The 19,596-nt window shown below is 75.7% G+C and carries 22 protein-coding genes; 8 read left to right on the forward strand and 14 right to left on the reverse strand.

Features of this window, described 5'->3' with window-relative positions:
• Positions 1 to 179: 179 nt before the first annotated feature.
• Entirely contained in the window at positions 180 to 791 is a 612-nt protein-coding gene (locus JOD57_RS06030; protein ID WP_204691062.1) for a hypothetical protein, read from the reverse strand.
• Between the two features lie 154 nt (positions 792 to 945).
• Positions 946 to 1,578: a LysM peptidoglycan-binding domain-containing protein gene (locus tag JOD57_RS06035; RefSeq protein ID WP_204691063.1), complete on the reverse strand. Its 633-nt coding sequence runs from the start codon at positions 1,576 to 1,578 to the stop codon at positions 946 to 948.
• Between the two features lie 303 nt (positions 1,579 to 1,881).
• Between JOD57_RS06035 and lexA the strand changes: the two genes are divergently transcribed.
• Positions 1,882 to 2,676: a transcriptional repressor LexA gene (gene lexA, locus JOD57_RS06040; RefSeq protein ID WP_204691064.1), complete on the forward strand. Its 795-nt coding sequence runs from the start codon at positions 1,882 to 1,884 to the stop codon at positions 2,674 to 2,676.
• A gap of 63 nt (positions 2,677 to 2,739) precedes the next feature.
• Here lexA and JOD57_RS06045 read toward each other — a convergent pair whose 3' ends face one another.
• The 3 genes from JOD57_RS06045 to hflX form a co-directional block, all read right to left on the reverse strand.
• Positions 2,740 to 3,843 (reverse strand): hypothetical protein, encoded by a 1,104-nt coding sequence (locus JOD57_RS06045; RefSeq protein WP_307824503.1) that lies wholly within the window; start codon positions 3,841 to 3,843, stop codon positions 2,740 to 2,742.
• The gene (locus JOD57_RS06050; RefSeq protein ID WP_307824504.1) at positions 3,809 to 4,567 is read right to left on the reverse strand and encodes a phosphatase PAP2 family protein; all 759 of its coding nucleotides are present in this window, start codon (positions 4,565 to 4,567) and stop codon (positions 3,809 to 3,811) included. The genes JOD57_RS06045 and JOD57_RS06050 overlap by 35 nt, the downstream gene beginning before the upstream one ends.
• A 112-nt stretch (positions 4,568 to 4,679) precedes the next feature.
• Positions 4,680 to 6,155, reverse strand: coding sequence for a GTPase HflX (gene hflX, locus JOD57_RS06055; RefSeq protein ID WP_204691065.1), 1,476 nt, complete (start codon positions 6,153 to 6,155; stop codon positions 4,680 to 4,682).
• 164 nt (positions 6,156 to 6,319) lie between these two features.
• Between hflX and JOD57_RS06060 the strand changes: the two genes are divergently transcribed.
• The gene (locus JOD57_RS06060; protein ID WP_204691066.1) at positions 6,320 to 6,523 is read left to right on the forward strand and encodes a hypothetical protein; all 204 of its coding nucleotides are present in this window, start codon (positions 6,320 to 6,322) and stop codon (positions 6,521 to 6,523) included.
• 7 nt (positions 6,524 to 6,530) lie between these two features.
• Here JOD57_RS06060 and dapF read toward each other — a convergent pair whose 3' ends face one another.
• Genes dapF through JOD57_RS06075 form a run of 3 tightly spaced genes read right to left on the reverse strand, consistent with a single transcriptional unit; the run spans position 6,531 to position 9,072 of the window.
• Positions 6,531 to 7,436, reverse strand: coding sequence for a diaminopimelate epimerase (dapF, locus tag JOD57_RS06065; RefSeq protein WP_204691067.1), 906 nt, complete (start codon positions 7,434 to 7,436; stop codon positions 6,531 to 6,533).
• Positions 7,433 to 8,368 carry a tRNA (adenosine(37)-N6)-dimethylallyltransferase MiaA gene (gene miaA, locus JOD57_RS06070; RefSeq protein WP_204691068.1) on the reverse strand — a complete coding sequence of 312 codons (936 nt, stop codon included), beginning with the start codon at positions 8,366 to 8,368 and terminating at the stop codon, positions 7,433 to 7,435. The genes dapF and miaA overlap by 4 nt, the downstream gene beginning before the upstream one ends.
• On the reverse strand, positions 8,365 to 9,072 hold the full coding sequence (locus tag JOD57_RS06075; RefSeq protein ID WP_204691069.1) for a class III extradiol ring-cleavage dioxygenase family protein: 708 nt from the start codon (positions 9,070 to 9,072) through the stop codon (positions 8,365 to 8,367). The genes miaA and JOD57_RS06075 overlap by 4 nt, the downstream gene beginning before the upstream one ends.
• A gap of 40 nt (positions 9,073 to 9,112) precedes the next feature.
• Between JOD57_RS06075 and JOD57_RS06080 the strand changes: the two genes are divergently transcribed.
• Positions 9,113 to 10,714 carry a DUF349 domain-containing protein gene (locus JOD57_RS06080; protein ID WP_204691070.1) on the forward strand — a complete coding sequence of 534 codons (1,602 nt, stop codon included), beginning with the start codon at positions 9,113 to 9,115 and terminating at the stop codon, positions 10,712 to 10,714.
• 54 nt (positions 10,715 to 10,768) lie between these two features.
• Here the strand turns inward: JOD57_RS06080 and miaB are convergent, their stop codons facing one another.
• Entirely contained in the window at positions 10,769 to 12,220 is a 1,452-nt protein-coding gene (miaB, locus tag JOD57_RS06085; protein WP_204691071.1) for a tRNA (N6-isopentenyl adenosine(37)-C2)-methylthiotransferase MiaB, read from the reverse strand.
• Between the two features lie 92 nt (positions 12,221 to 12,312).
• Between miaB and JOD57_RS06090 the strand changes: the two genes are divergently transcribed.
• The 5 genes from JOD57_RS06090 to JOD57_RS06110 all read left to right on the forward strand — a co-directional run bounded on the left by JOD57_RS06090 (position 12,313) and on the right by JOD57_RS06110 (position 16,154).
• Positions 12,313 to 13,068 (forward strand): amino acid ABC transporter ATP-binding protein, encoded by a 756-nt coding sequence (locus JOD57_RS06090; protein WP_204691072.1) that lies wholly within the window; start codon positions 12,313 to 12,315, stop codon positions 13,066 to 13,068.
• A 21-nt stretch (positions 13,069 to 13,089) separates the two neighbouring features.
• A complete protein-coding gene (locus JOD57_RS06095; protein ID WP_204691073.1) occupies positions 13,090 to 13,983 on the forward strand; it encodes a glutamate ABC transporter substrate-binding protein in 894 nt (297 codons plus the stop codon).
• Between the two features lie 86 nt (positions 13,984 to 14,069).
• Positions 14,070 to 14,720 (forward strand): amino acid ABC transporter permease, encoded by a 651-nt coding sequence (locus JOD57_RS06100; RefSeq protein WP_204691074.1) that lies wholly within the window; start codon positions 14,070 to 14,072, stop codon positions 14,718 to 14,720.
• Positions 14,717 to 15,610 carry an amino acid ABC transporter permease gene (locus JOD57_RS06105; protein ID WP_204691075.1) on the forward strand — a complete coding sequence of 298 codons (894 nt, stop codon included), beginning with the start codon at positions 14,717 to 14,719 and terminating at the stop codon, positions 15,608 to 15,610. The genes JOD57_RS06100 and JOD57_RS06105 overlap by 4 nt, the downstream gene beginning before the upstream one ends.
• Positions 15,611 to 15,728: 118 nt before the next feature.
• On the forward strand, positions 15,729 to 16,154 hold the full coding sequence (locus tag JOD57_RS06110; protein WP_204691076.1) for a hypothetical protein: 426 nt from the start codon (positions 15,729 to 15,731) through the stop codon (positions 16,152 to 16,154).
• Between the two features lie 93 nt (positions 16,155 to 16,247).
• On the opposite strand, the gene JOD57_RS25190 is transcribed toward JOD57_RS06110, so the two are convergent.
• The 5 genes from JOD57_RS25190 to JOD57_RS06135 all read right to left on the reverse strand — a co-directional run bounded on the left by JOD57_RS25190 (position 16,248) and on the right by JOD57_RS06135 (position 19,524).
• Positions 16,248 to 16,808: a regulatory protein RecX gene (locus tag JOD57_RS25190; protein ID WP_307824505.1), complete on the reverse strand. Its 561-nt coding sequence runs from the start codon at positions 16,806 to 16,808 to the stop codon at positions 16,248 to 16,250.
• 155 nt (positions 16,809 to 16,963) lie between these two features.
• Positions 16,964 to 18,007, reverse strand: coding sequence for a recombinase RecA (gene recA / locus JOD57_RS06120; RefSeq protein WP_204691078.1), 1,044 nt, complete (start codon positions 18,005 to 18,007; stop codon positions 16,964 to 16,966).
• A gap of 210 nt (positions 18,008 to 18,217) precedes the next feature.
• Positions 18,218 to 18,412, reverse strand: a complete 195-nt coding sequence (locus JOD57_RS06125; RefSeq protein WP_204691079.1) for a DUF3046 domain-containing protein — start codon at positions 18,410 to 18,412, stop codon at positions 18,218 to 18,220.
• A 9-nt stretch (positions 18,413 to 18,421) separates the two neighbouring features.
• On the reverse strand, positions 18,422 to 19,060 hold the full coding sequence (locus tag JOD57_RS06130; protein ID WP_204691080.1) for a hypothetical protein: 639 nt from the start codon (positions 19,058 to 19,060) through the stop codon (positions 18,422 to 18,424).
• On the reverse strand, positions 19,057 to 19,524 hold the full coding sequence (locus JOD57_RS06135) for a MarR family winged helix-turn-helix transcriptional regulator (RefSeq protein ID WP_204691081.1): 468 nt from the start codon (positions 19,522 to 19,524) through the stop codon (positions 19,057 to 19,059). The genes JOD57_RS06130 and JOD57_RS06135 overlap by 4 nt, the downstream gene beginning before the upstream one ends.
• Positions 19,525 to 19,596 lie beyond the last annotated feature (72 nt).

Below are 19,596 nucleotides of genomic sequence, written 5' to 3' on the forward strand. Positions count from 1 at the left end.
GTGTCGGCGTGCGGAACGGGCCGGGGCAGGGGTATGGGCGCGACCGGACGGGCACCGGACCGAGGCCGGAGGCCCGTCGCACCGACGCCGACGGGTCCCCTGTGACGGAGGCTCGGAGGACGCGCCGGGGCCCGGAGCGCGGTCCAGGGGCGCCCGACGGGGACGCGGGACCGGACGGCTCAGACGGAGGGGCGGACGGCCGGACGGCCGGGCCGCGGGTGTGAGGCCAGGTCGTCGAGGCGGATCGGGCGGGTCAGCAGGTCGGGCTCACCGGCGGCGTCGGCAGCAGCGGCGGGGGTGTGGGCCGGTGCGCCGAGGGCGATCGCGGGCGTCTCGGCGGTGAGGGCGCGGTGGCGGCCGGCGTCGGCGGGCGCACGGTGCCGGCCGGCGCCGGCGGGGCCGACGGCGGACTGCTCGGCGGTGCCGTCGGCGCCGTGGCGGCGGGCGGCGCGGAAGGCACGGCGGGCCGGCGTGACGGCGGTCATGACCACTGTCGCGTCGGGTCGCGCCGCGGATCCCTGCCCGCCGGTGTGGGCCGCCGGCGGTGCGGCCGGCGCCTCTGCGGAGGCGAGGGAGAGGTGCCGCTCCGGCAGCCGCACGGCCGCGAGGTCGACCCAGGTCGTCTCCCCGTCGGCCCCGTCGCGCCACCGGACCTGCGCCTGGCAGCCACCGGTCTCGTCGTGCCGCCAGCCCAGCATGGCACCGGGGACCCAGGCACCGTCCACCAGGACCTCGACGTCCTGCGGCGAGCGGAAGGCGACTGCGGCCCGGCTGTTCACGGCTGCTGACACGCCCCCGACCGTATGCGCCGGAACGGCTCCGGTCCGTGAGCGACCTCGCCCGGAGGGTTGACGAACCGGACGCGGCAGCCTCGTCCAAGTCTGCCGGGACGGGGCCGGGGCGCGGCGTGCACGCCGGGTGCGCCCCCGCGGGTCGCGCCCGTGCTCACGGCAGCTGGAGGACCTGGCCGGGCACGACCACCGAGTCCTCGAGGTCGTTGAGCTCCTCGATGGCGTCGACCACGACCCGCACGTCCTGCCCGTCGCCGGTGACCTCCCCCGCGATCGACCAGACCGTGTCACCCGGCTCGACCACGACGCTGCTCTCCCCCGCCAGCCGCAGCCCGCCGTCGCCGCCGGGGAGCAACGGCGAGACCCACGAGCCCAGGGCGACCGCCGCGCCCAGGGCGAGCGCGGTGAGCAGGCGGCGGCCCCGGCGGGTCAGCCGCACGGCGGACGGCGCCGGCGCGCACCCGCCGCGGACCGCGCCCGCGGTGGTCCGGGAGCGCAGCGGGCGCCCACTCGGGCGGGCCGGGTCGCGGCGGGTGCGCGGCGCCTCGGCGGACGGTCCGGCGCCGGCCCCGCCGGTGCGCGCCTCGGCGGTGGCCGGCCGGTCGGGGACCGGGCGCAGGTGCGCCGCGACCCGCGGACCGGAGCCCGGCAGGGCAGCCCGCTCCACCGGCCACGCAGGGCGATCGGGAGCCGCCGCACCCCCACCGGCTCCCGCTCCGAGCAACGGCCGCCACGGGACCTGGACCGTCGCGTCGAACTGCAGCACGTCCTGCCGCACGCTCCCCATGACCACTCCTCCTCCTCCTCGGACCCACCTGGTCGAACACGTGTTCGACCGAACGCCACTGCGATTCCTACCGCACGCCTCCGACAGGGGCGACCCGACACGTCCCCGGCGGTTTCGAACACACGTTTGAAGTACCGGCGCCGAGGCGCTACCGTCCGATCAGCACCCGTCCGCCGTCGTCTCCGGACGTCGTGGGGGTCACGGCCGGCTGCGGATCCCGCACGGGACGGCGGCCGGACCGGGCACCCCGGGCGGAGGGGCAGGACACGAGGGCTGTGGCGGCACAGTCGGCGAGGAGGAGACGTGGCGGGCACGAGCGGGACCGGCCAGCGCACGCGGACCGGTGGGACGGCGACCCGGCGCGGCGCGAAGGCCGGCGCGACGACGGAGACCCCGGCCGCGGGCGACCAGGCCGGCGCGGTGCGCACCTTCCCCGACCGCACGGAGGCCGGCGACGGTCTCACCCAGCGGCAGCGCCGGGTGCTCGAGGTCATCCGCGACTCGATCGAGCGGCGCGGCTACCCGCCCTCGGTGCGCGAGATCGGCGAGGCCGTCGGCCTGTCCTCCGCGTCGTCGGTCGCCCACCAGCTCTCGGTGCTGCAGAAGAAGGGCTGGTTGCGGCGCGACCCCAACCGCCCCCGCGCGCTCGACGTCCGGCTCCCCGGCGAGACGCCCGGCGAGGCCGGTGCACCCGCGGCGCCGGCCGCCGCGGCCGACGCCGGCGCACCCACCTACGTGCCGCTGGTCGGCCGGATCGCCGCCGGTGGCCCGGTGCTCGCCGAGCAGGCGGTGGAGGACGTCTTCCCGCTGCCCCGCGAGCTGGTCGGCGAGGGCACGCTGTTCATGCTGCGCGTCGCCGGCGACTCGATGGTCGACGCGGCCATCTGCGACGGCGACTGGGTGGTCGTGCGCCAGCAGCCCACCGCGGAGAACGGCGAGATCGTCGCCGCCATGCTCGACGGCGAGGCCACGGTGAAGACCTACAAGCGGCGCGACGGGCACGTGTGGCTGCTGCCGCACAACCCCGCCTACGAGCCGATCCCGGGCGACGAGGCGACCGTCCTCGGCCGGGTCGTCACGGTGCTGCGCCGCGTCTGACCACCGCTGGCGCCCTCACGGCCGCTCCGGTCCGACGGCCGTCCCGCGCCTGCGGGGCGGCCGTCAGCCGTTCCGGGGTGGGCCGGCCGCGGGGCGCCGCCGGAGCAGCCGCCCCCCGATCCAGACCAGCGCGGTCGCGACGGCCGCGGCGACCAGCCCGGCGGTGACCGGCGAGACGCCGCTGCTGCCGTCGGAGAGCAGCTCCGGCAGCGACGGGTCGGCGGGGGCCGCCGCAGACGACGGTGCCGTGGTGGCGGGGACGGGGACCAGCGTGACGTCGCCGGGGACGCCCTCGCCGGCCACGAGCAGGGCGCTGCCGTCCGCGGTGAAGCTGACCGCCTCCCCCTGCGGCGCGGCCGGCAGGGCGACGCGGACCGGCTCGCCGGCCAGCGCGCCCGGGACGTCGGAGCCGGCCAGCGGCCAGACGTAGGCGTCGGTGTAGGTCCGCAGCGCGAGCCGGCTGCCGTCACGGGCGACCGCCCCGCCGGTCACCAGCAGCTGGCCGGCGCGCCCCACCGGGCCCCCGGGCGTGCCGGTGAGCGTGACGGTCACCGTGCCGACGTCGGCCAGCCCGACCGTCCCGCCGTCGACCAGCGCCGTCGCCGGCCGGTAGACGTGACTGGCGCCGAGCACCTCCTTGGTGACCACGTACGGCGTGCCGTCGGGCGCCAGCAGCAGTGCCTCGGCGTCGTGCGGGCCGTCGGGGAAGGTCATCCGGTACAGCCCCGTCGTCCCGTCGGGGCGCAGCGCGAGGAGCGCGACAGTGGCGCGGGTGGCGTTGTTGTCCCCGGTGTCGGCCAGCCAGACGGTGCCGTCGGGACCGACGGCGAGGTCCTCGGGGTCGTAGGGGTCCAGCGGCGCGGTGACCACGTCGACGACCTGGCAGGCGCCGTCGAGGACGTACACGGCCGCCTGGTCGCCGCCGTCGACCATCGCCAGCACGCGGTCGCCGACGTCGACCAGCCCGGAGAGCTCGGCCAGCCGCGGATCGGTCACCTGGCAGCGCGTCGACGGGGCGACCGGCTCCTCGGCGGCGGCGGCGGGCGGCGCGGCTCCCAGTGCCAGGCCGAGCGCGGCGCCGGCGAGGGCGACCGCACGGACGCACCGGCCGGGGACGGACCGGGCGCCCGCGTCAGGTCTGCGCCGGTGGGCGGCCGGCTCGGACACGTGCCCAGCGTGACAGCACGGATGAGTCGAGTCCGCGAACCACGCCCAGCAGGAGCAGTCCGACGGCCGCGCCGACCACCGCGTCGGTGACCCAGTGGAAGTCCAGCGACACCATGGCCACACCGGTGGCCACCGGCCCCAGGACGGAGAGCCACCACAGGGTGCGCTGCAACCAGGGCCGGAGCCGGTACTCGACCGCCTGCCAGCGGGCCACGCCCCACATGAGCACGGCGTTGGCCACGTGACCGGAGGGGTAGGACGCCCCGTCGCGGTGGAAGAACGACCCGGGGTAGGCCGGTGCGGTGCGCCCGGTGCCGAACTTGACGGCGTAGACGACGACCGTCAGCAGCAGCAGCGCGGCGAGGACCCGCACGAGCGGGAGCAGCGTCCGCCGCCGAACGCACAACCAGCCGACCAGGACGGCCAGCACGGCCAGGATGGTGCCGCGGCCCCCGATCTGGGTGACCACCCAGACCGGCCAGTAGGCCGGTGAGTTCCGCAGGTCCCAGCCGCTGACCACCTCGGAGACCTGCAGGTCCACCCGCTCCAGGTAGCCGCGGGTGAGCAGGTCGGCGGTGACGGCGACGGCGACGAGGAGGGCGCCCAGCAGCAGCCACCACGGCGGCCGGCCGGACGTCACCACGCGCCCGGACGGGGCCGCGTGCTCACCCGGCTCGTCGCCGGACGGCGCGCCGGCCGGGCGTCGCGCCACGCCGCTGGTCACGCGGTCACGGTACCGGCCCGTGACCGGCCCGTGACCTCGGAGCGGCCGACGGCGAGCCGCCCGGGTGCCCGGCGGGGAGCCGGGCACCCGGGCGGCGGGGGCAGGGGACGGGTCAGCCGACGGGTGCGGCGAACGCCTCCAGCGCGGCGGCCAGGCCGCCGTCGACCCGGGCGGACAGCCGGGTGCCGGCCACCTCGTGCTGCTCGGTGAGCACCTCGCCGTCCCGGTGCACGCGGGCCACCAGGTCACCGCGGTCGTAGGGGACGAGCACCTCGACCTCGACGTCCGGGTGCGGCAGGCGGGTGGCGACGATCTCGCGCAGCGTCTCGATGCCCTCACCGGTGCGGGCCGAGACCCACACCGCGCCGGGCAGGGCGCGGCGCAGTGTCAGCACGTCGTCCTCGGTCATGGCGTCGACCTTGTTGACGACGATCAGCTCGGACACCGCCGCCGCGTCGATCTCCCGGAGGACGACGTGCACCGCGTCGATCTGGCCGAGCGGGTCGGGGTCGGAGCCGTCGACGACGTGCAGCAGCAGGTCCGCGCCGGCCACCTCCTCGAGCGTCGACCGGAACGCGTCCACCAGCTGGTGCGGCAGGTGCCGCACGAAGCCGACGGTGTCGGTGAGGGTGTACTCGCGGCCGTCGGGCGACTGCGCGCGGCGCACCGTCGGGTCGAGGGTGGCGAACAGCGCGTCCTCCACCAGCACGCCGGCGCCGGTCAGCCGGTTGAGCAGGCTGGACTTGCCGGCGTTGGTGTACCCGGCGATCGCCACGCTGGGGACGGCGTTGCGGTCCCGGCCCGAGCGCTGCGTGGCGCGGGCGGTGGCCATGCCGGCGATCTCGCGGCGGAGCTTGCTCACCCGCGACCGGATGCGGCGCCGGTCGGTCTCGATCTTGGTCTCACCGGGACCGCGGGTACCGATGCCGCCACCACCGGCGACGCGGCCACCGGCCTGCCGGGACAGCGACTCACCCCAGCCGCGCAGCCGCGGCAGCATGTACTGCATCTGGGCGAGCTCGACCTGGGCCTTGCCCTCCCGGCTGGTGGCGTGCTGGGCGAAGATGTCGAGGATCAGCGCGGTCCGGTCGACCACCTTGACCTTGAGGATCTTCTCCAGCGCGTTGAGCTGGCCGGGGGTCAGCTCGCCGTCGCAGATCACGGTGTCGGCACCGCTGGCGGCCACGATGTCGCGGATCTCCCCCGCCTTGCCCGAGCCCACGTAGGTGCCGGCGTCGGGCTTGTCGCGCCGCTGGCTGACCGCCTCGAGCACCTCGGAGCCGGCCGTCTCGGCCAGGGCCGCGAGCTCGGCCAGCGACCGGTCGGCGTCGGCCTGCGTGCCCTCGGTCCAGACGCCGACCAGCACGACCCGCTCGAGGCGCAGCTGCCGGTACTCGACCTCGCTGATGTCGGCGAGCTCGGTCGACAGCCCGGCCACGCGGCGCAGTGCGCCACGGGCCTCGAGGTCGTAGGAGCCGGTCGAGTCGTCGTCCCACTGACCGTCCGGTGCGGGGCGCGGGGTGCCCTCTGCTCGCTCGGCCCGGTCCTGCGCGTCCGTGAGCACGGCGCGGTTCTGTGCAGTCGTCATCGGGTCCAGCGTGGCACGTGCGCCGTCCCCGGTCATCTCACTTACCTGTGCAGTCCTCATACGCGCCGTACAACACCGCTGGACGGCGATCGCATCCCGGCGTTCACGTCCGGGGGCCCACCGGGTAGGGCCGGGGTGACCGCAGCGATCCCCCAGGAGGACCCGTGAGCACGAGCAGCGACGAAGCTACTGACGACCCGGGCCGCGACCCCGTGGGCCTCGAGGTCCCGCGCAACCCCTTCGGCGGCGCCGACCAGGACACCGGGGCGGGCAAGCCGCGCGGCACCGGGAACGTGGGCCCCGGCGACAAGCCGGAGGCGCCGACCGACGAGCCGGAGACCCGCGCCGACACCCCCGACAACCCCTAGCCGGGCGTCAGCCGTCCAGCCACTCGCGGGTGAGCTCCCCGGCGGCCACCACGACGGCGGGGCCGCGCAGCACCGTCGTCTCCGGGGAGACGTCGACCGACAGCCGCCCGCCGGGGACGTCGACGACGACCGTGCCGCGCACCGAGCCGTCGCCGGACCCCGCGGCCGGCCGGGCGTGGGCCAGCGCGGCGTAGGCGGTGGCGCAGGCGCCGGTGCCGCAGGAGCGCGTCTCCCCCACGCCGCGCTCGTGCACCCGCAGCCGCACGTGCGCGTCCGCGCCCTCGACGTCGGCCGCCAGCACCCGCACGAACTCGACGTTGACGCCGTCGGGGAACAGCCCCGGGTCGACGTCCGGCCGCGCGGTGAGGTCGAGCGCATCGAGGTCGGCGTCGGTGAGGCACACGAGGTGCGGGTTGCCCATCGAGACCGCCTGACCGGGGAAGGTCCGCCCGCCGACGGCCGCCTCGCCGCGGCCGAACGGCCGGGCCGGGCCCATGTCCACCCAGTAGGTGCCGTCGGGTCCGGCGCCCACGCGGCGCGGCCCACCGCGGGTGCCGACGAGCACGCCGTCGGCGCAGGCCGACCGGTCGAGCAGCCCCTCGCCGACGAGCACGTGGAGGAACAGCCGGACGCCGTTGCCGCACATCTCGGCGTGGGAGCCGTCGGCGTTGCGGTGGTCCATGAACCACTCGCAGCGGTCGAGGTCCGCGCCGAGGACGGCGGGCGCGTCGGGCACGTGCCGGCTGCGCACCACCCGCAGGACGCCGTCGCCGCCGAGGCCGGAACGGCGCTCGCACAGGCGCGCGACCAGCGCGGCGTCGAGGCGGTCCTCGGGCCAGCGGTCCCCGTCGGGGTCGGGCAGGACGACGAAGTCGTTCTCGGTGCCGTGCCCGAGGAGGAACCGGTCGCTCACCGCCCGATCGTACGGCCGCCTACCAGTGCCCCGACGGCGTCGGCCAGGTCGGGGCGGGCGGCGTCGAACCAGGTGGTGGCCGCGTCACGGCGGAACCACGACCGCTGCCGCCGGACGAACCGCCGGGTCGCGGTGACCGTCCGCTCCCGCGCCTCCTCCGGCGTCAGCACGCCGTCGAGCTGGGCGAGCACCTGCGCGTAGCCGAGCGCACGCGAGGCGGTCGGCCCCTCGCGCAGCCCGTCGGCGGCCAGCGCCTCGACCTCGGCGACGAGCCCGGCGGCCCACATCCGGTCCACCCGCTGCGCCACCCGGGCGTCGAGCTCGGCCGGCTCCCGGTCCAGGCCGACGACGACGGCCGGGTAGTGCGGCCGCGGCTCGGGCAGCGTCGCCCGGAACGGGCCGCCGGTCAGCTCGACGACCTCCAGCGCGCGCACGATCCGCCGTCCGTTGCTCGGCAGGACGGCGGCCGCGGCGGCCGGGTCGACGGCGGCCAGCCGGGCGTGCAGCGCGGCCGGCCCGGCGTCGGCCAGCTCGCCCTCCAGCCGGGCTCGCACCGCCGGGTCGGTGCCGGGGAAGTCGAGGTCGTCGAGGACGGCGCGCACGTACAGGCCGGACCCGCCGACCAGCAGCGGCAGGACGCCGGCCGCGCGCAGCCGGTCGACCTCGGCACGCGCGAGGCGCCGGTACGCGGCCACCGAGGCGGCCTCGCGGACGTGCCAGACGTCGAGCAGGTGGTGCGGCACGCCCTGCCGCTCGGCCGCGTCGGGCTTGGCGGTGCCGACGTCCATGCCGCGGTAGAGCTGCATGGAGTCGGCGTTGACCACCTCGCCGCCGAGCCGCTGCGCCAGCGCGACGGCCAGCGCCGTCTTGCCGGTGGCGGTGGGCCCGACGACGGCGACCACGGGCGGGCGCCCGTCGTCCGCAGAGCTCACCGGGCCGCCCAGGCGGCCACCAGGTAGCCGACCCCGTACGGCGCCTCGTCGGCCAGCAGCCGGGCGCCCACCTCGCGGCCGGCCAGCAGGGTCCCGACCGCCCGCCAGACGGGCACGCCGGCCGCCAGCAGGCGCCGGCCCTCCCCCGGGTCGAGGGCGGCCAGCGCGGCGGCGTCGCCGGCGGCCAGCGCGGCGGCGACCGCGGCGTCGAAGGGTGCCGCCGCGGCGTCGAGGTGGCCGGGGGCCTTCACGCTGCGCCGGGCCGAGCCGTCGCCCACGGCCAGGACCCCCACCGGACCGGGGAGGCCGGCCACGACGGCGGCCAGCTCCTCCGGTGCGACGCCGACCCGGGCGCCGGCGTGCCCGGCGGCGTCCAGCAGGGCCGCGCCGACGGTGAGCGCCGGCGGCATGCGGCGGCCGCCGGGGCGCACCCCGCCGGACAGCGGCACCTCCACGTCGACGCCGAACCCGCGCAGGTCGCCGGCGTCCCCGGGACCGAAGCGGCCCTCCGCGCCCGGTCCCACGACGACGACCACCTCGGGCCGGGCGGCGAGCACCGTGTCCACCGCCTCGGCGCAGGCCGCGCGCAGTCCCGCGGTCTCCCCGGCCGCCCGCCCGGCGACGGCGGGGAGCAGCAGCGGCGGGCACGGGCAGAAGGCGACCGACACGGCTGCGGTCGCGGGTCCGGCAGGGCTGCTGCTCACCGCAGCAGTGTCGCCGATGCGGCGTGGGACACTGCGGTGCGTGTCGAGCACGGAGAGCCCCGGAGACGGGTCGCAGCAGGTCCCCCCGCCCGAGACGGCCGGTCCCGACGTGACCACCCCGGACGCCGCAACCCCTGACGCGGCCCCCGACGCCGCCGCCCCGGACGCCGTCGCCCCGGACGCCGCCGCCCCGGACGCCGTCGCCCCGGACGCCGCCGCCCCGGACGCCGCGACCCCTGACGCGGCCCCCGACGCGGTGACCCCGGCGGCCGGGACCCCTGACGCGGTGACCGCGGACGCCGGGACCCCTGCCGCGCCGACCCCCGGGGCAGCGGCGCTGCCCGACCCGACGGACGACGGCGCCGCCGCGAGCGCCCCCGAGGCGGCCACCCCGGCCGCGGCGCCGACGGCCCCGGTGGTGCACGTGGTGTCCGACCCCGCGCGGTGGGGCCGGGTCGACGAGGACGGCACCGTCTACGTCCGCACCGCCGACGGCGAGCGGGCGGTCGGCTCGTGGCAGGCCGGTGACCCCTCGGCGGGCCTGGCCCACTTCGCCCGCCGCTACGACGACCTGGCCACCGAGGTCTCGCTGCTCGAGGCGCGCCTGCGGGCGCACACCGGCAACCCGTCGGAGCTCAAGGCCAAGGCGCAGGCGCTGGCCGAGACCATCCCCACCGCGACCGCCGTCGGCGACCTCGACGGGTTGGCCGCGCGCGCCCGGGCGATGGTCGGGACGGCCGACTCCGCCGCCGCCGAGTCCCGCGCCGAGAAGGCCGCCGCCCGGGCCGCGCAGGTGGCCCGCAAGGAGGCGCTGGCCGCCGAGGCGGAGCAGATCGCCGCGGAGTCGACGTCCTGGAAGGCCGCCGGCGACCGGCTCAAGTCGATCGTCGAGGAGTGGAAGACCATCCGCGGCATCGACCGCAAGACCGACGAGGCGCTGTGGACCCGGTTCGCCGCGGCCCGGGACGCCTTCGGCCGCCGGCGCGGCGCGCACTTCGCCGCGCTCGACGCGCAGCGCGGCGAGGCCCGCGCCGCCAAGCAGGAGCTCATCGCCGAGGCGCAGCGGCTGTCGACGTCGACCGACTGGGGCGCGACCAGCGCGGCGATGCGCTCGCTCATGGACCGCTGGAAGGCCGTGCCGCGCACCAGCCGCGACGGCGACGACGACCTGTGGAAGCAGTTCCGCGCCGCCCAGGACGTCTTCTTCACCGCCCGGTCGGAGTCGGACAAGGCGCGCAACAGCGAGCAGCTGGCCAACCAGCAGGCCAAGGAGGAGATCCTCGCCGAGGCCGAGAAGCTCGACCCGTCCGGCGACCTGCGGCAGGCCCAGAACGCGCTGCGCAAGCTGCAGGAGCGCTACGACGCCATCGGGCACGTGCCCCGCGGCGCCATGCGCTCGCTCGAGGACCGCATGCAGGCCGTGGAGCAGCGCGTGCGCGGCGCCTCCGACGCCGGGCGGGTGCGCACCGCGCCGGAGAACCCGATGGTCGCCTCGATGCGGGCCGCGGTCACCAAGGCCGAGGAGCAGCTGGCCAAGGCCGAGGCCGCCGGCGACGCGCGGCGCGTCCAGGAGGCCCGCGCGAACCTCGAGACCCGCCGGGAGTGGCTGGCCGAGGCGGAGAAGACCGCCTCCCGCCGGTGAGGACCCCCCTGCCCCCACCGCTCGCAGGCTCGCGGCGGGCCCCTGCAGGGGGCCTCAGGCGGGGGCGCCGACGCGGGGCATGCCGAGCAGCACACCGGGCGTGCTCGGCCGGGTGCCGGCCTCGTGCGCGTCGCCGGCGCGGGTGCGCCGGTGCGACAGCAGCGGACCGTCGGCGACCAGGTGGTGTGGCGCGGCCTGGGTGACGACGGTCTCGACGACGTCACCGGGCCGGACGCCGTCGGCGGCCGTGAAGTGCACGAGCCGGCCGTCGCGGGCGCGGCCGGACAGCCGCCCGGTGCGGGCGTCCTTGCTGCCCTCCCCCGCGGCGACCAGCAGCTCGACGGTGCGCCCGACCTGGACGCGGTTCTCCGCCCAGCTGATCTCCTCCTGCAGCGCGGTCAGCCGCAGGTAGCGCTCCTGCACGACCGCCTTGGGCAGCTGGCCCTCCATCTCGGCGGCGGGCGTCCCGGGGCGCCTGGAGTACTGGAACGTGAAGGCGCTGGCGAAGCGGGCCTGGCGGACCACCTCGAGGGTCTGCTCGAAGTCGGCCTCGGTCTCGCCGGGGAACCCGACGATGACGTCGGTGGTGATCGCCGCGTCGGGCATCGCGGCGCGGACGCGGTCGATGATGCCGAGGTAGCGCTCCTGCCGGTAACCGCGGCGCATCCGGCGCAGGACGTCGTCGGACCCGCTCTGCAGCGGCATGTGCAGCTGGTGGCAGACCGCCGGCGTCCCGGCCATCGCCTCGATGACGTCGTCGGTGAACTCGCGCGGGTGGGGGCTGGTGAAGCGGACCCGCTCCAGGCCCTCGATGCGGCCGGTCGCGCGCAGCAGGTCGGCGAAGGCGCCCCGGTCGCGGAACTCCACGCCGTAGGCGTTGACGTTCTGGCCCAGCAGCGTCACCTCGAGCACGCCCTGGTCGACCAGCGCCTGCACCTCGGCCAGGATCTCGCCGGGCCGGCGGTCCTTCTCGCGGCCGCGCAGCGCCGGGACGATGCAGAACGTGCAGGTGTTGTTGCAGCCGACGCTGATCGACACCCAGCCGGCGTAGGCCGAGTCCCGCTTCGCCGGCAGCGTCGACGGGAACACCTCCAGCGCCTCGGCGATCTCGACCTGAGCTTCGGCGTTGTGCCGCGCGCGCTCGAGCAGCGCCGGCAGCGAGCCGACGTTGTGCGTGCCGAAGACGACGTCCACCCACGGGGCCCGCCGGACGATCTCGCCGCGGTCCTTCTGCGCGAGGCAGCCGCCGACGGCGATCTGCATGCCGGGGTGGGCGTCCTTGACCGGCCGCAGGTGACCGAGGTTGCCGTACAGCCGGTTGTCGGCGTTCTCCCGCACCGCGCAGGTGTTGAGGACGACGACGTCGGCGTCCTCCCCCTCGGCCGCGGCGGCGTAGCCGGCCGCCTCCAGCAGCCCGGAGAGTCGCTCGGAGTCGTGCACGTTCATCTGGCACCCGTAGGTGCGCACGCGGTAGGTGCGCAGCGGGGTCTCGACCTCGGTTCCCATGGCTCCTGCGAGGGTACGGGCCGCGACCTTCGTTACTGCTTCGTGATGACCTCGGGACCTCCCCGTCCTCGGCCGGCCCTAGGGTTCCCCGGGTGACCAGCCAGCTCGCCGGAGGACCTCTCGTCCAGCTGACCGGCGTCAACAAGTGGTTCGGCGAACTGCACGTCCTGCAGGACATCGACCTCTCGATCGACCGCGGCGAGGTCGTCGTCGTCATCGGCCCGTCGGGCTCGGGCAAGTCCACGCTCTGCCGCACGATCAACCGGCTCGAGTCGATCGAGCAGGGCGAGATCTCCATCGACGGCCAGCGGCTGCCCGAGGAGGGCAAGGAGCTCGCGAGGCTGCGCAGCGACGTCGGCATGGTCTTCCAGAGCTTCAACCTCTTCGCCCACAAGACGATCCTGCAGAACGTCACGCTCGGCCCGACGAAGGTGCGCGGGCAGTCCAGGGCCGACGCCGAGAGGCGCGCACGCGAGCTGCTCGACCGCGTGGGCGTCGGCGTCCAGGCCGACAAGTACCCGGCACAGCTCTCCGGCGGTCAGCAGCAGCGCGTGGCCATCGCCCGCGCCCTGGCGATGGACCCCAAGGTCATGCTCTTCGACGAGCCGACGTCGGCCCTCGACCCGGAGATGATCAACGAGGTCCTCGACGTGATGATCTCGCTCGCCCGCGAGGGGATGACAATGATCGTCGTCACCCACGAGATGGGCTTCGCCCGCCGGGCGGCCAACCGGGTCGTGTTCATGGACGGCGGCCGGATCGTCGAGTCCGCCGACCCGGAGACGTTCTTCACCGCCCCACGCTCGGACCGGGCGCGCGACTTCCTGTCCAAGATCCTCAACCACTGACCCACCCACGGGAGGACACCCATGCGCAGCACCCGACGGTTCGCGGCGTTCGCCGCACTCGGCCTCACCCTCGCCGCCTGCTCCAGCGAGGCGGGCAGTCAGGCCGCCGACCAGGCCGAGAGCACCGCCGAGGTGCAGGAGGACGTCTCGTTCGACGCCGGCACCACCATGGCCGAGCTCAACGAGGCCGGTTCCATCACCATCGGCACCAAGTTCGACCAGCCCGGCTTCGGCCTGCTCAACCCGCAGAGCGGCGACCCCGAGGGCTTCGACGTCGAGATCGCCAAGCTCGTGGCCGCCGAGCTCGGCATCGCCGAGGGCGACATCAACTGGACCGAGACGGTGTCGGCCAACCGCGAGCCGTTCATCCAGAACGGCCAGGTCGACATGGTCGTGGCGACGTACACGATCAACGACGCCCGCAAGCAGGTCGTCGACTTCGCCGGGCCGTACTACGTCGCCGGCCAGGACATCATGGTCGCCGCCGGCAACCCCGAGGGCATCGAGGGCCCCGAGGACCTCGCCGGCAAGAGCGTCTGCTCCGTGGAGGGCTCGACGCCCGCGCAGAACATCCGGGACAACTACCCCGAGGCCCAGCTGGTCACCTACGACGTCTACTCCAAGTGCGCCGACGACCTGGCCAACGGCAACGTGCAGGCGGTGACGACGGACAACGTCATCCTGACCGGCCTGGTCGCCGGCAACCCCGAGGGCTTCGAGCTGGTCGGCAACCCGTTCACCGAGGAGCCGTACGGCATCGGCCTGCAGCTGGGTGACACCGAGTTCCGCGACTTCGTCAACACGGTCCTCGAGGAGTCCTTCGAGGACGGCCGCTGGGCCGACGCCTGGGACCGCACCGCCGGCCGGATCACCGGCGAGGAGGCCCCCGAGCCCCCGATGGTCGACCGCTACTGAGCCCTCGCGGCTCCTGAGTCCGAGGCGCCGCCGGGCGGGTCCACCGCCCGGCGGCGCCACCCGTCACCTGACACATCGAGGGCGCGGTGCAGTTCCTCAGCGACAACGCAGACCTGTTGTGGAGCGCGTTCCTGACGACGCTCTCGCTCGCGGTCGTGAGCGGCGTGTGCGCCCTGGTGCTCGGCACCGTGCTCGCCGCGATGCGGGTCAGCCCCGTGGCGCCGCTGCGGGGCCTGGCGACCTTCTACGTGGAGGTCTTCCGCAACACGCCGCTCACCGTCGTCTTCTTCTTCCTGGCCTTCGGCATCGTGCAGATCGACCTGCAGTTCCCGAGCCGGTTCATCACCGCCGTCGCTGCGCTGTCGCTCTACACCGCCGCGTTCGTCTGCGAGGCGCTGCGCTCGGGCATCAACGCCGTCCCGCCGGGCCAGGCCGAGGCCGCCCGCGCGCTCGGTCTGACGTTCGGGCAGTCGCTGCGCCAGGTCGTGCTGCCCCAGGCGTTCCGCACCGTGGTCCCGCCCCTGGGCAACGTCTGGATCGCGCTGGCGAAGAACACCTCGATCGCCGCGGGCTTCGCCGTCACCGACCTCACCGCCGCGCTGCAGCGGCTGGCCAACGCCAACGCCGACCAGCTCCTGGCCGTCTTCGCCGCGGTCGTCCTCGGCTACCTCGTCATCACGCTGCCCTCCGCCTGGCTGATCCGGGCCATCGAGACCCGGGTGGCGATCGTCCGATGAGCACTAGCGTCCTGTTCGACCTGCCCGGTCCGAGCGCCCGCCGGCGCCAGCGCATCGGCACCGCCGTCGGCGCGCTGGTCGTCCTCGGTCTGATCGGCCTGGTGCTGTGGCGGCTGGGCGCCAACGGTCAGCTGCAGCCCGACCGCTGGGCGGTGCTGTTCGACCCCGCCTCGGGCGTGCCGCAGGCCCTCGGTGACGGCCTGGTCAACACCCTCGCGGTCGCGGCGGTCGGCATGGTGGCGGCCACCGTGCTCGGCGCCCTGCTGGCCGTCGGACGGCTCTCCGACCACGCCTGGGTGCGCATCCCCGTCGGCGTGGTGATCGAGTTCTTCCGCGCCGTGCCGCTGCTGATCCTGATCCTGTTCTGCCTGCTGTTCCTGCCGACCGTCGGCGTCCCGATGACGGCCTTCCGGGCGCTGGCCCTGGGCCTGACGCTCTACAACATGGCCGTCCTGGCCGAGATCTTCCGCGCCGGGATCCTATCGGTCGACCGCGGTCAGCGAGAGGCGGCCTTCGCGCTGGGCATGCGCAAGACGCAGGTGATGACGCTGGTCCTGCTGCCGCAGGCGGTGCGCCGCATGCTGCCGGTACTGGTCGCGCAGCTCGTCGTCCTGCTCAAGGACTCGTCACTGGGCTTCATCGTCGGCTACGTCGAGCTCCTGCGGACCGCGCGCAGCCTGGTCGAGTTCTTCAACTTCCAGTTCGGCAGCCAGTACACCTTCCAGCTCTACGTGGCCGCCGGCCTCATCTACATCGTCCTCAACGTGGTGCTGTCACAGCTGGCGCGCACCATCGAGAAGCGCACCCGCAGCAGCAGCAAGACGGCAGCGGCCAAGGAGATCGAGCTCCCGGCCGACGTGCAGATGGGCGGGGGCGGCGGTCCCGTCTGACCGGCGGGACGGGACACGGAACGGTCACGCGGAGTCCCGCGCGCACCGTGGCGCACCGTGGCGCACCGCCGGCGCGCGGGCGGTCAGGCGTGGCGGCGGGCCTGCCGAGAGAGGGAGCGTGGACACCGCTCTCCGCCCCGTCGTGCCGCCGCTGCCCGCCGTGGTGCGCCAGCCCGAGGGGCAGGTCGACGCCGCCCAGGAGTTCGTGGACCGGCTGCGCGGGACCGCCGGGCACTTCGCGCTCGCCGCAGGCGCCGAGTCCGCCGTCATCCGCGAGGTGGTCCCCCCGGCGCGGCACCGTCGCGCGCGCTGCCGCATCGTCCTGCGGACCCGCGACCGGGACGAGCTCGACCTGACCTTCCTCGGCCCGGTGAGCCGACCGGCCGCACGCCCCGAGCGCAGCTTCGAGGCGCTGATCCAGCAGTGGCTGCGCGCCGGTCACGACACGGCGCACGGCGGCCGGGGTGCCTGGCTGGTGGCCGACGACGAGGCCCCCGACGGGCGCGCGGTCGACCTCACCGCGTGGAGCGCCACCGCCGGCTGACCTCCGGGACGCCGGTCCCCCCGACACCCGACGGGCCCCGTCGCCGGCCGCTGCCGCGGTCGCGACGGGGCCCGTCGTCGTGCGTGCTGCCTCTCAGGGCAGGTCGTCCTCCCAGCCGTCCCCCTCGGGGTGGGTGCCGAAGCCGGTCTCGTCGAGGACCTCGCGGACGACGGCCCCGGCCAGCCCTCCGCCGTAGCCCTTGCGGGCGAGCATGCCGACGAGCCGGCGGGTGGCGGTGACCCGGTCGACGCGGCGCAGGCTCGGCAGCCGCCGCTCGACGAGCCGCCGGGCGGAGACGCGCTCGTCCTCGTCGTCGACGAGGGCGAGGGCCTGCTGGGCGTCCTCCCCGTCGACGCCCTTGGCCCGCAGCTCGGACTTGAGCGCGCGGCGGGCCAGGCCGCGGCCGGCCTGCCGGGAGCTCACCCAGGCACGGGCGAAGGCGGCGTCGTCGATGAGTCCGACCTCGCCGAACCGGTCGAGGACGGCCTCGGCGGCCTCCTCGGGGACACCGCGCCGCGCGAGCAGGTCGGCGAGCTGCTGGCGGGTCTTCGCCGAGCCGGTCAGCGCCCGCAGGCAGATGGCGCGGGCGACGGACTCCGGGTCGCCCGGGTCGTCGGCGGGGTCCCCGGGAGGCGCGTCGTCCGCGGCGGGCACGGCGGCCGGACCGTCCGGGTCAGGGGACGGTCCGGACCGCCGTCGGCGGGCGGCGCGGTCGCGTGGCGCGCGACCCCGCCGGCCCCCGGGTCGGTCGGACTGCTCGGGGTCGGCCCACCCGGGAGCCGAGCCGGACCAGCCGGTCACCGCGTCGCTCAGAAGTCGACCGGAGCAGCGGCCGGCTCAGCGACCGGGGCATCGACCTGCGGGCCGATGCCCAGCTTCTCCTTGACCTTCTTCTCGATCTCGTCGGCGAGGTCGGGGTTGTCGCGCAGGAAGGTGCGGACGTTCTCCTTGCCCTGGCCGAGCTGGTCGCCCTCGTACGTGTACCAGGCGCCGGACTTGCGGATGAAGCCCTGCTCGACGCCGGCGTCGATGAGGCCGCCCTCACGACTGAAGCCCTGACCCCACAGCAGGTCGAGCTCGGCCTGCTTGAACGGGGCAGCCACCTTGTTCTTGACGACCTTGACGCGGACCCGGCTGCCGACGGCGTCGGTGCCCTGCTTGAGGGTCTCGATGCGGCGGACGTCGAGGCGCACCGACGAGTAGAACTTCAGCGCGCGACCACCGGTGGTGACCTCGGGCGAGCCGTAGACGATGCCCACCTTCTCGCGCAGCTGGTTGATGAAGATCGCGGTGGTGCCGGAGTTGTTCAGGGCACCGGTGATCTTGCGCAGCGCCTGGCTCATCAGGCGGGCCTGCAGGCCGACGTGGCTGTCACCCATCTCGCCCTCGATCTCGGCGCGGGGCACCAGGGCCGCCACGGAGTCGATGACGATGACGTCGAGGGCGCCGGAGCGGATCAGCATGTCGGCGATCTCGAGCGCCTGCTCACCGGTGTCGGGCTGGCTGACCAGCAGCGCGTCGGTGTCGACGCCGATGGCGCGGGCGTAGTCGGGGTCGAGGGCGTGCTCGGCGTCGATGAAGGCCGCGATGCCGCCGGCGGCCTGGGCGTTGGCCACCGCGTGCAGGGCGACCGTGGTCTTGCCGGAGGCCTCCGGGCCGTAGACCTCGACGACCCGGCCGCGGGGCAGGCCGCCGATGCCGAGCGCGATGTCGAGCGCGATCGAGCCGGTCGGGATGACCTTCATGGCCTGGGCCGGGGTGTCGCCCAGCCGCATGACCGAGCCCTTGCCGAACTGCTTGTCGATCTGGGCCAGGGCCATGTCGAGGGCCTTGTCGCGGTCGAGCGTTGCCATGGTGCTCACCTTCGGGAGAGTCGCGGTGCGGAGTCGTGTGGGTGTCGGGGGCGACGCTATGTCGGGGGTCTGACACTTCCCGGTGACGTGCCGGACCTGTGGAGGAGCGACCTCCCTGTGGACGCCACTGTATGGCGAACACGTGTTCGAGTCGAGCGACACGCAGGCGCGCGGGCGAGCGCGCGGCAGGGGCGCCGGGGAGGGCGGGGCTCAGCGGTCCCTGGGCGGGACGTCGTACTCCTCGCAGATGGCCAGCCACACCCGGCGCACCGGCAGCCCCGCCTCGATGGCGTCCGTCGCGGTGCGGCCACCGAGGGCGGCGAAGACGTGGTCGCGCGCCACGCTCTGCGCCCGCATCGACCCGAAGTGGGCCTCGAGCCGGGACCAGAACTCCTGCAGGCGCACGACCCGACGCTAGCGCGCGTCCCCGTCGGGGGTGGCGGCCGCCGTGGCGATCCCGGCCCGCAGCCGCCGCACCAGCGCGGCCGGGTCGTCGGCGGCCAGGCGCAGCTCCGTCACCGGCCGCCCGCCGGTGCGCGCCAGGGGGAGCACCAGCGGCGTCCGGAGCTCCACGTCGACCTGGGTGGACGACACCACGGTGACCGACACCGCCCGCCGCTCCCCCGCCTCCTCGACGACGACCGTGCGCGAGCCCTCCACGCTGCGCCGGCGCACGCGGGCGGCGGCGATCTCCTCCCACGGCACCCGGACGTCGACGGAGGACCCCGACCGCACCCGGAGGCCGTCGTCGCCGACGGTGTGCGGGTGGACCTGCATCGACGCGAGCAGGCCGACCATCCACAGCAGCCCGTAGGCGCCGACGACGAGCAGGGCGACGCGCAGCGACGGCCACGGCAGCAGCCAGTCGACGAGCGGGATCTCCACCGCGGGCAGCACGACGAAGGTCCACAGCACCGGGGTCGCCGCCGATGCGTACGGGAACGGCTCCGCGCCGGTCGGGACGTCGGGCCGCCGGCGGACCCAGCGCGCCAGGCTCCGCCACGTGCCGACCTCGGACGCGACGGCCGCCCGCAGCAGGCCGCGGACCGTCACGACGCCGCTCCGTCCGGGACCAGGGGCCGCAGCCGCCCGAGGACCTCGTCGAGCGCGGACACCAGCCCGTCGAGCCGCTCCGGCGACAGGCCGCCGAACAGCTGGTCCGCGAGCTGCGCCTGCTCGACGGCCATGCCGGAGAGCAGCTCCTCGGCGCGGGCGGTGAGGGTGACGAGGGTGGCCCGCCGGTCGGTGGGGTGCGGCTCCCGGGTGACCAGGCCGGCCCCGGCCAGCCCGTCGACCAGCCCGGTGACGTTGCGCGCACTGGTGCCGAGGGCGTCGGCGAGCGCGCGCTGGGTGCTCGGCCCGGTGGCGCGCAGCTGCCACAGCAGCGTGGTGCGGGCGACGGTCAGGCCCGAGGCGGCCAGGGACGACGTCATGTCGCGGCCGAGGAGGACGGTCACCTCCAGCACCCGGTCGAGCGCGGCCACCCGGCGGGCGTCGGCGGACGTCGAGCCGGACATGCTGTGCCCCCTTCACGGTGAAGTCACCTCACCATAGCGCGGGACCTACGCTGGACGCGTGTTCCCCACCAC

Source organism: Geodermatophilus bullaregiensis (assembly GCF_016907675.1).
GTDB classification, from domain to species: Bacteria; Actinomycetota; Actinomycetes; order Mycobacteriales; family Geodermatophilaceae; genus Geodermatophilus; species Geodermatophilus bullaregiensis.

Excerpts from the sequence above, each read along its gene's own strand:
- JOD57_RS06035 (WP_204691063.1), bottom strand. The coding sequence starts at position 1,578 with ATGGGGAGCGTGCGGCAGGACGTGCTGCAGTTCGACGCGACGGTCCAG.
- hflX (WP_204691065.1), bottom strand. The coding sequence starts at position 6,155 with ATGACGACTGCACAGAACCGCGCCGTGCTCACGGACGCGCAGGACCGG.
- miaB (WP_204691071.1), bottom strand. The coding sequence starts at position 12,220 with ATGGGAACCGAGGTCGAGACCCCGCTGCGCACCTACCGCGTGCGCACC.
- JOD57_RS06095 (WP_204691073.1), top strand. The coding sequence starts at position 13,090 with ATGCGCAGCACCCGACGGTTCGCGGCGTTCGCCGCACTCGGCCTCACC.
- JOD57_RS06105 (WP_204691075.1), top strand. The coding sequence starts at position 14,717 with ATGAGCACTAGCGTCCTGTTCGACCTGCCCGGTCCGAGCGCCCGCCGG.
- recA (WP_204691078.1), bottom strand. The coding sequence starts at position 18,007 with ATGGCAACGCTCGACCGCGACAAGGCCCTCGACATGGCCCTGGCCCAG.
- JOD57_RS06135 (WP_204691081.1), bottom strand. The coding sequence starts at position 19,524 with ATGTCCGGCTCGACGTCCGCCGACGCCCGCCGGGTGGCCGCGCTCGAC.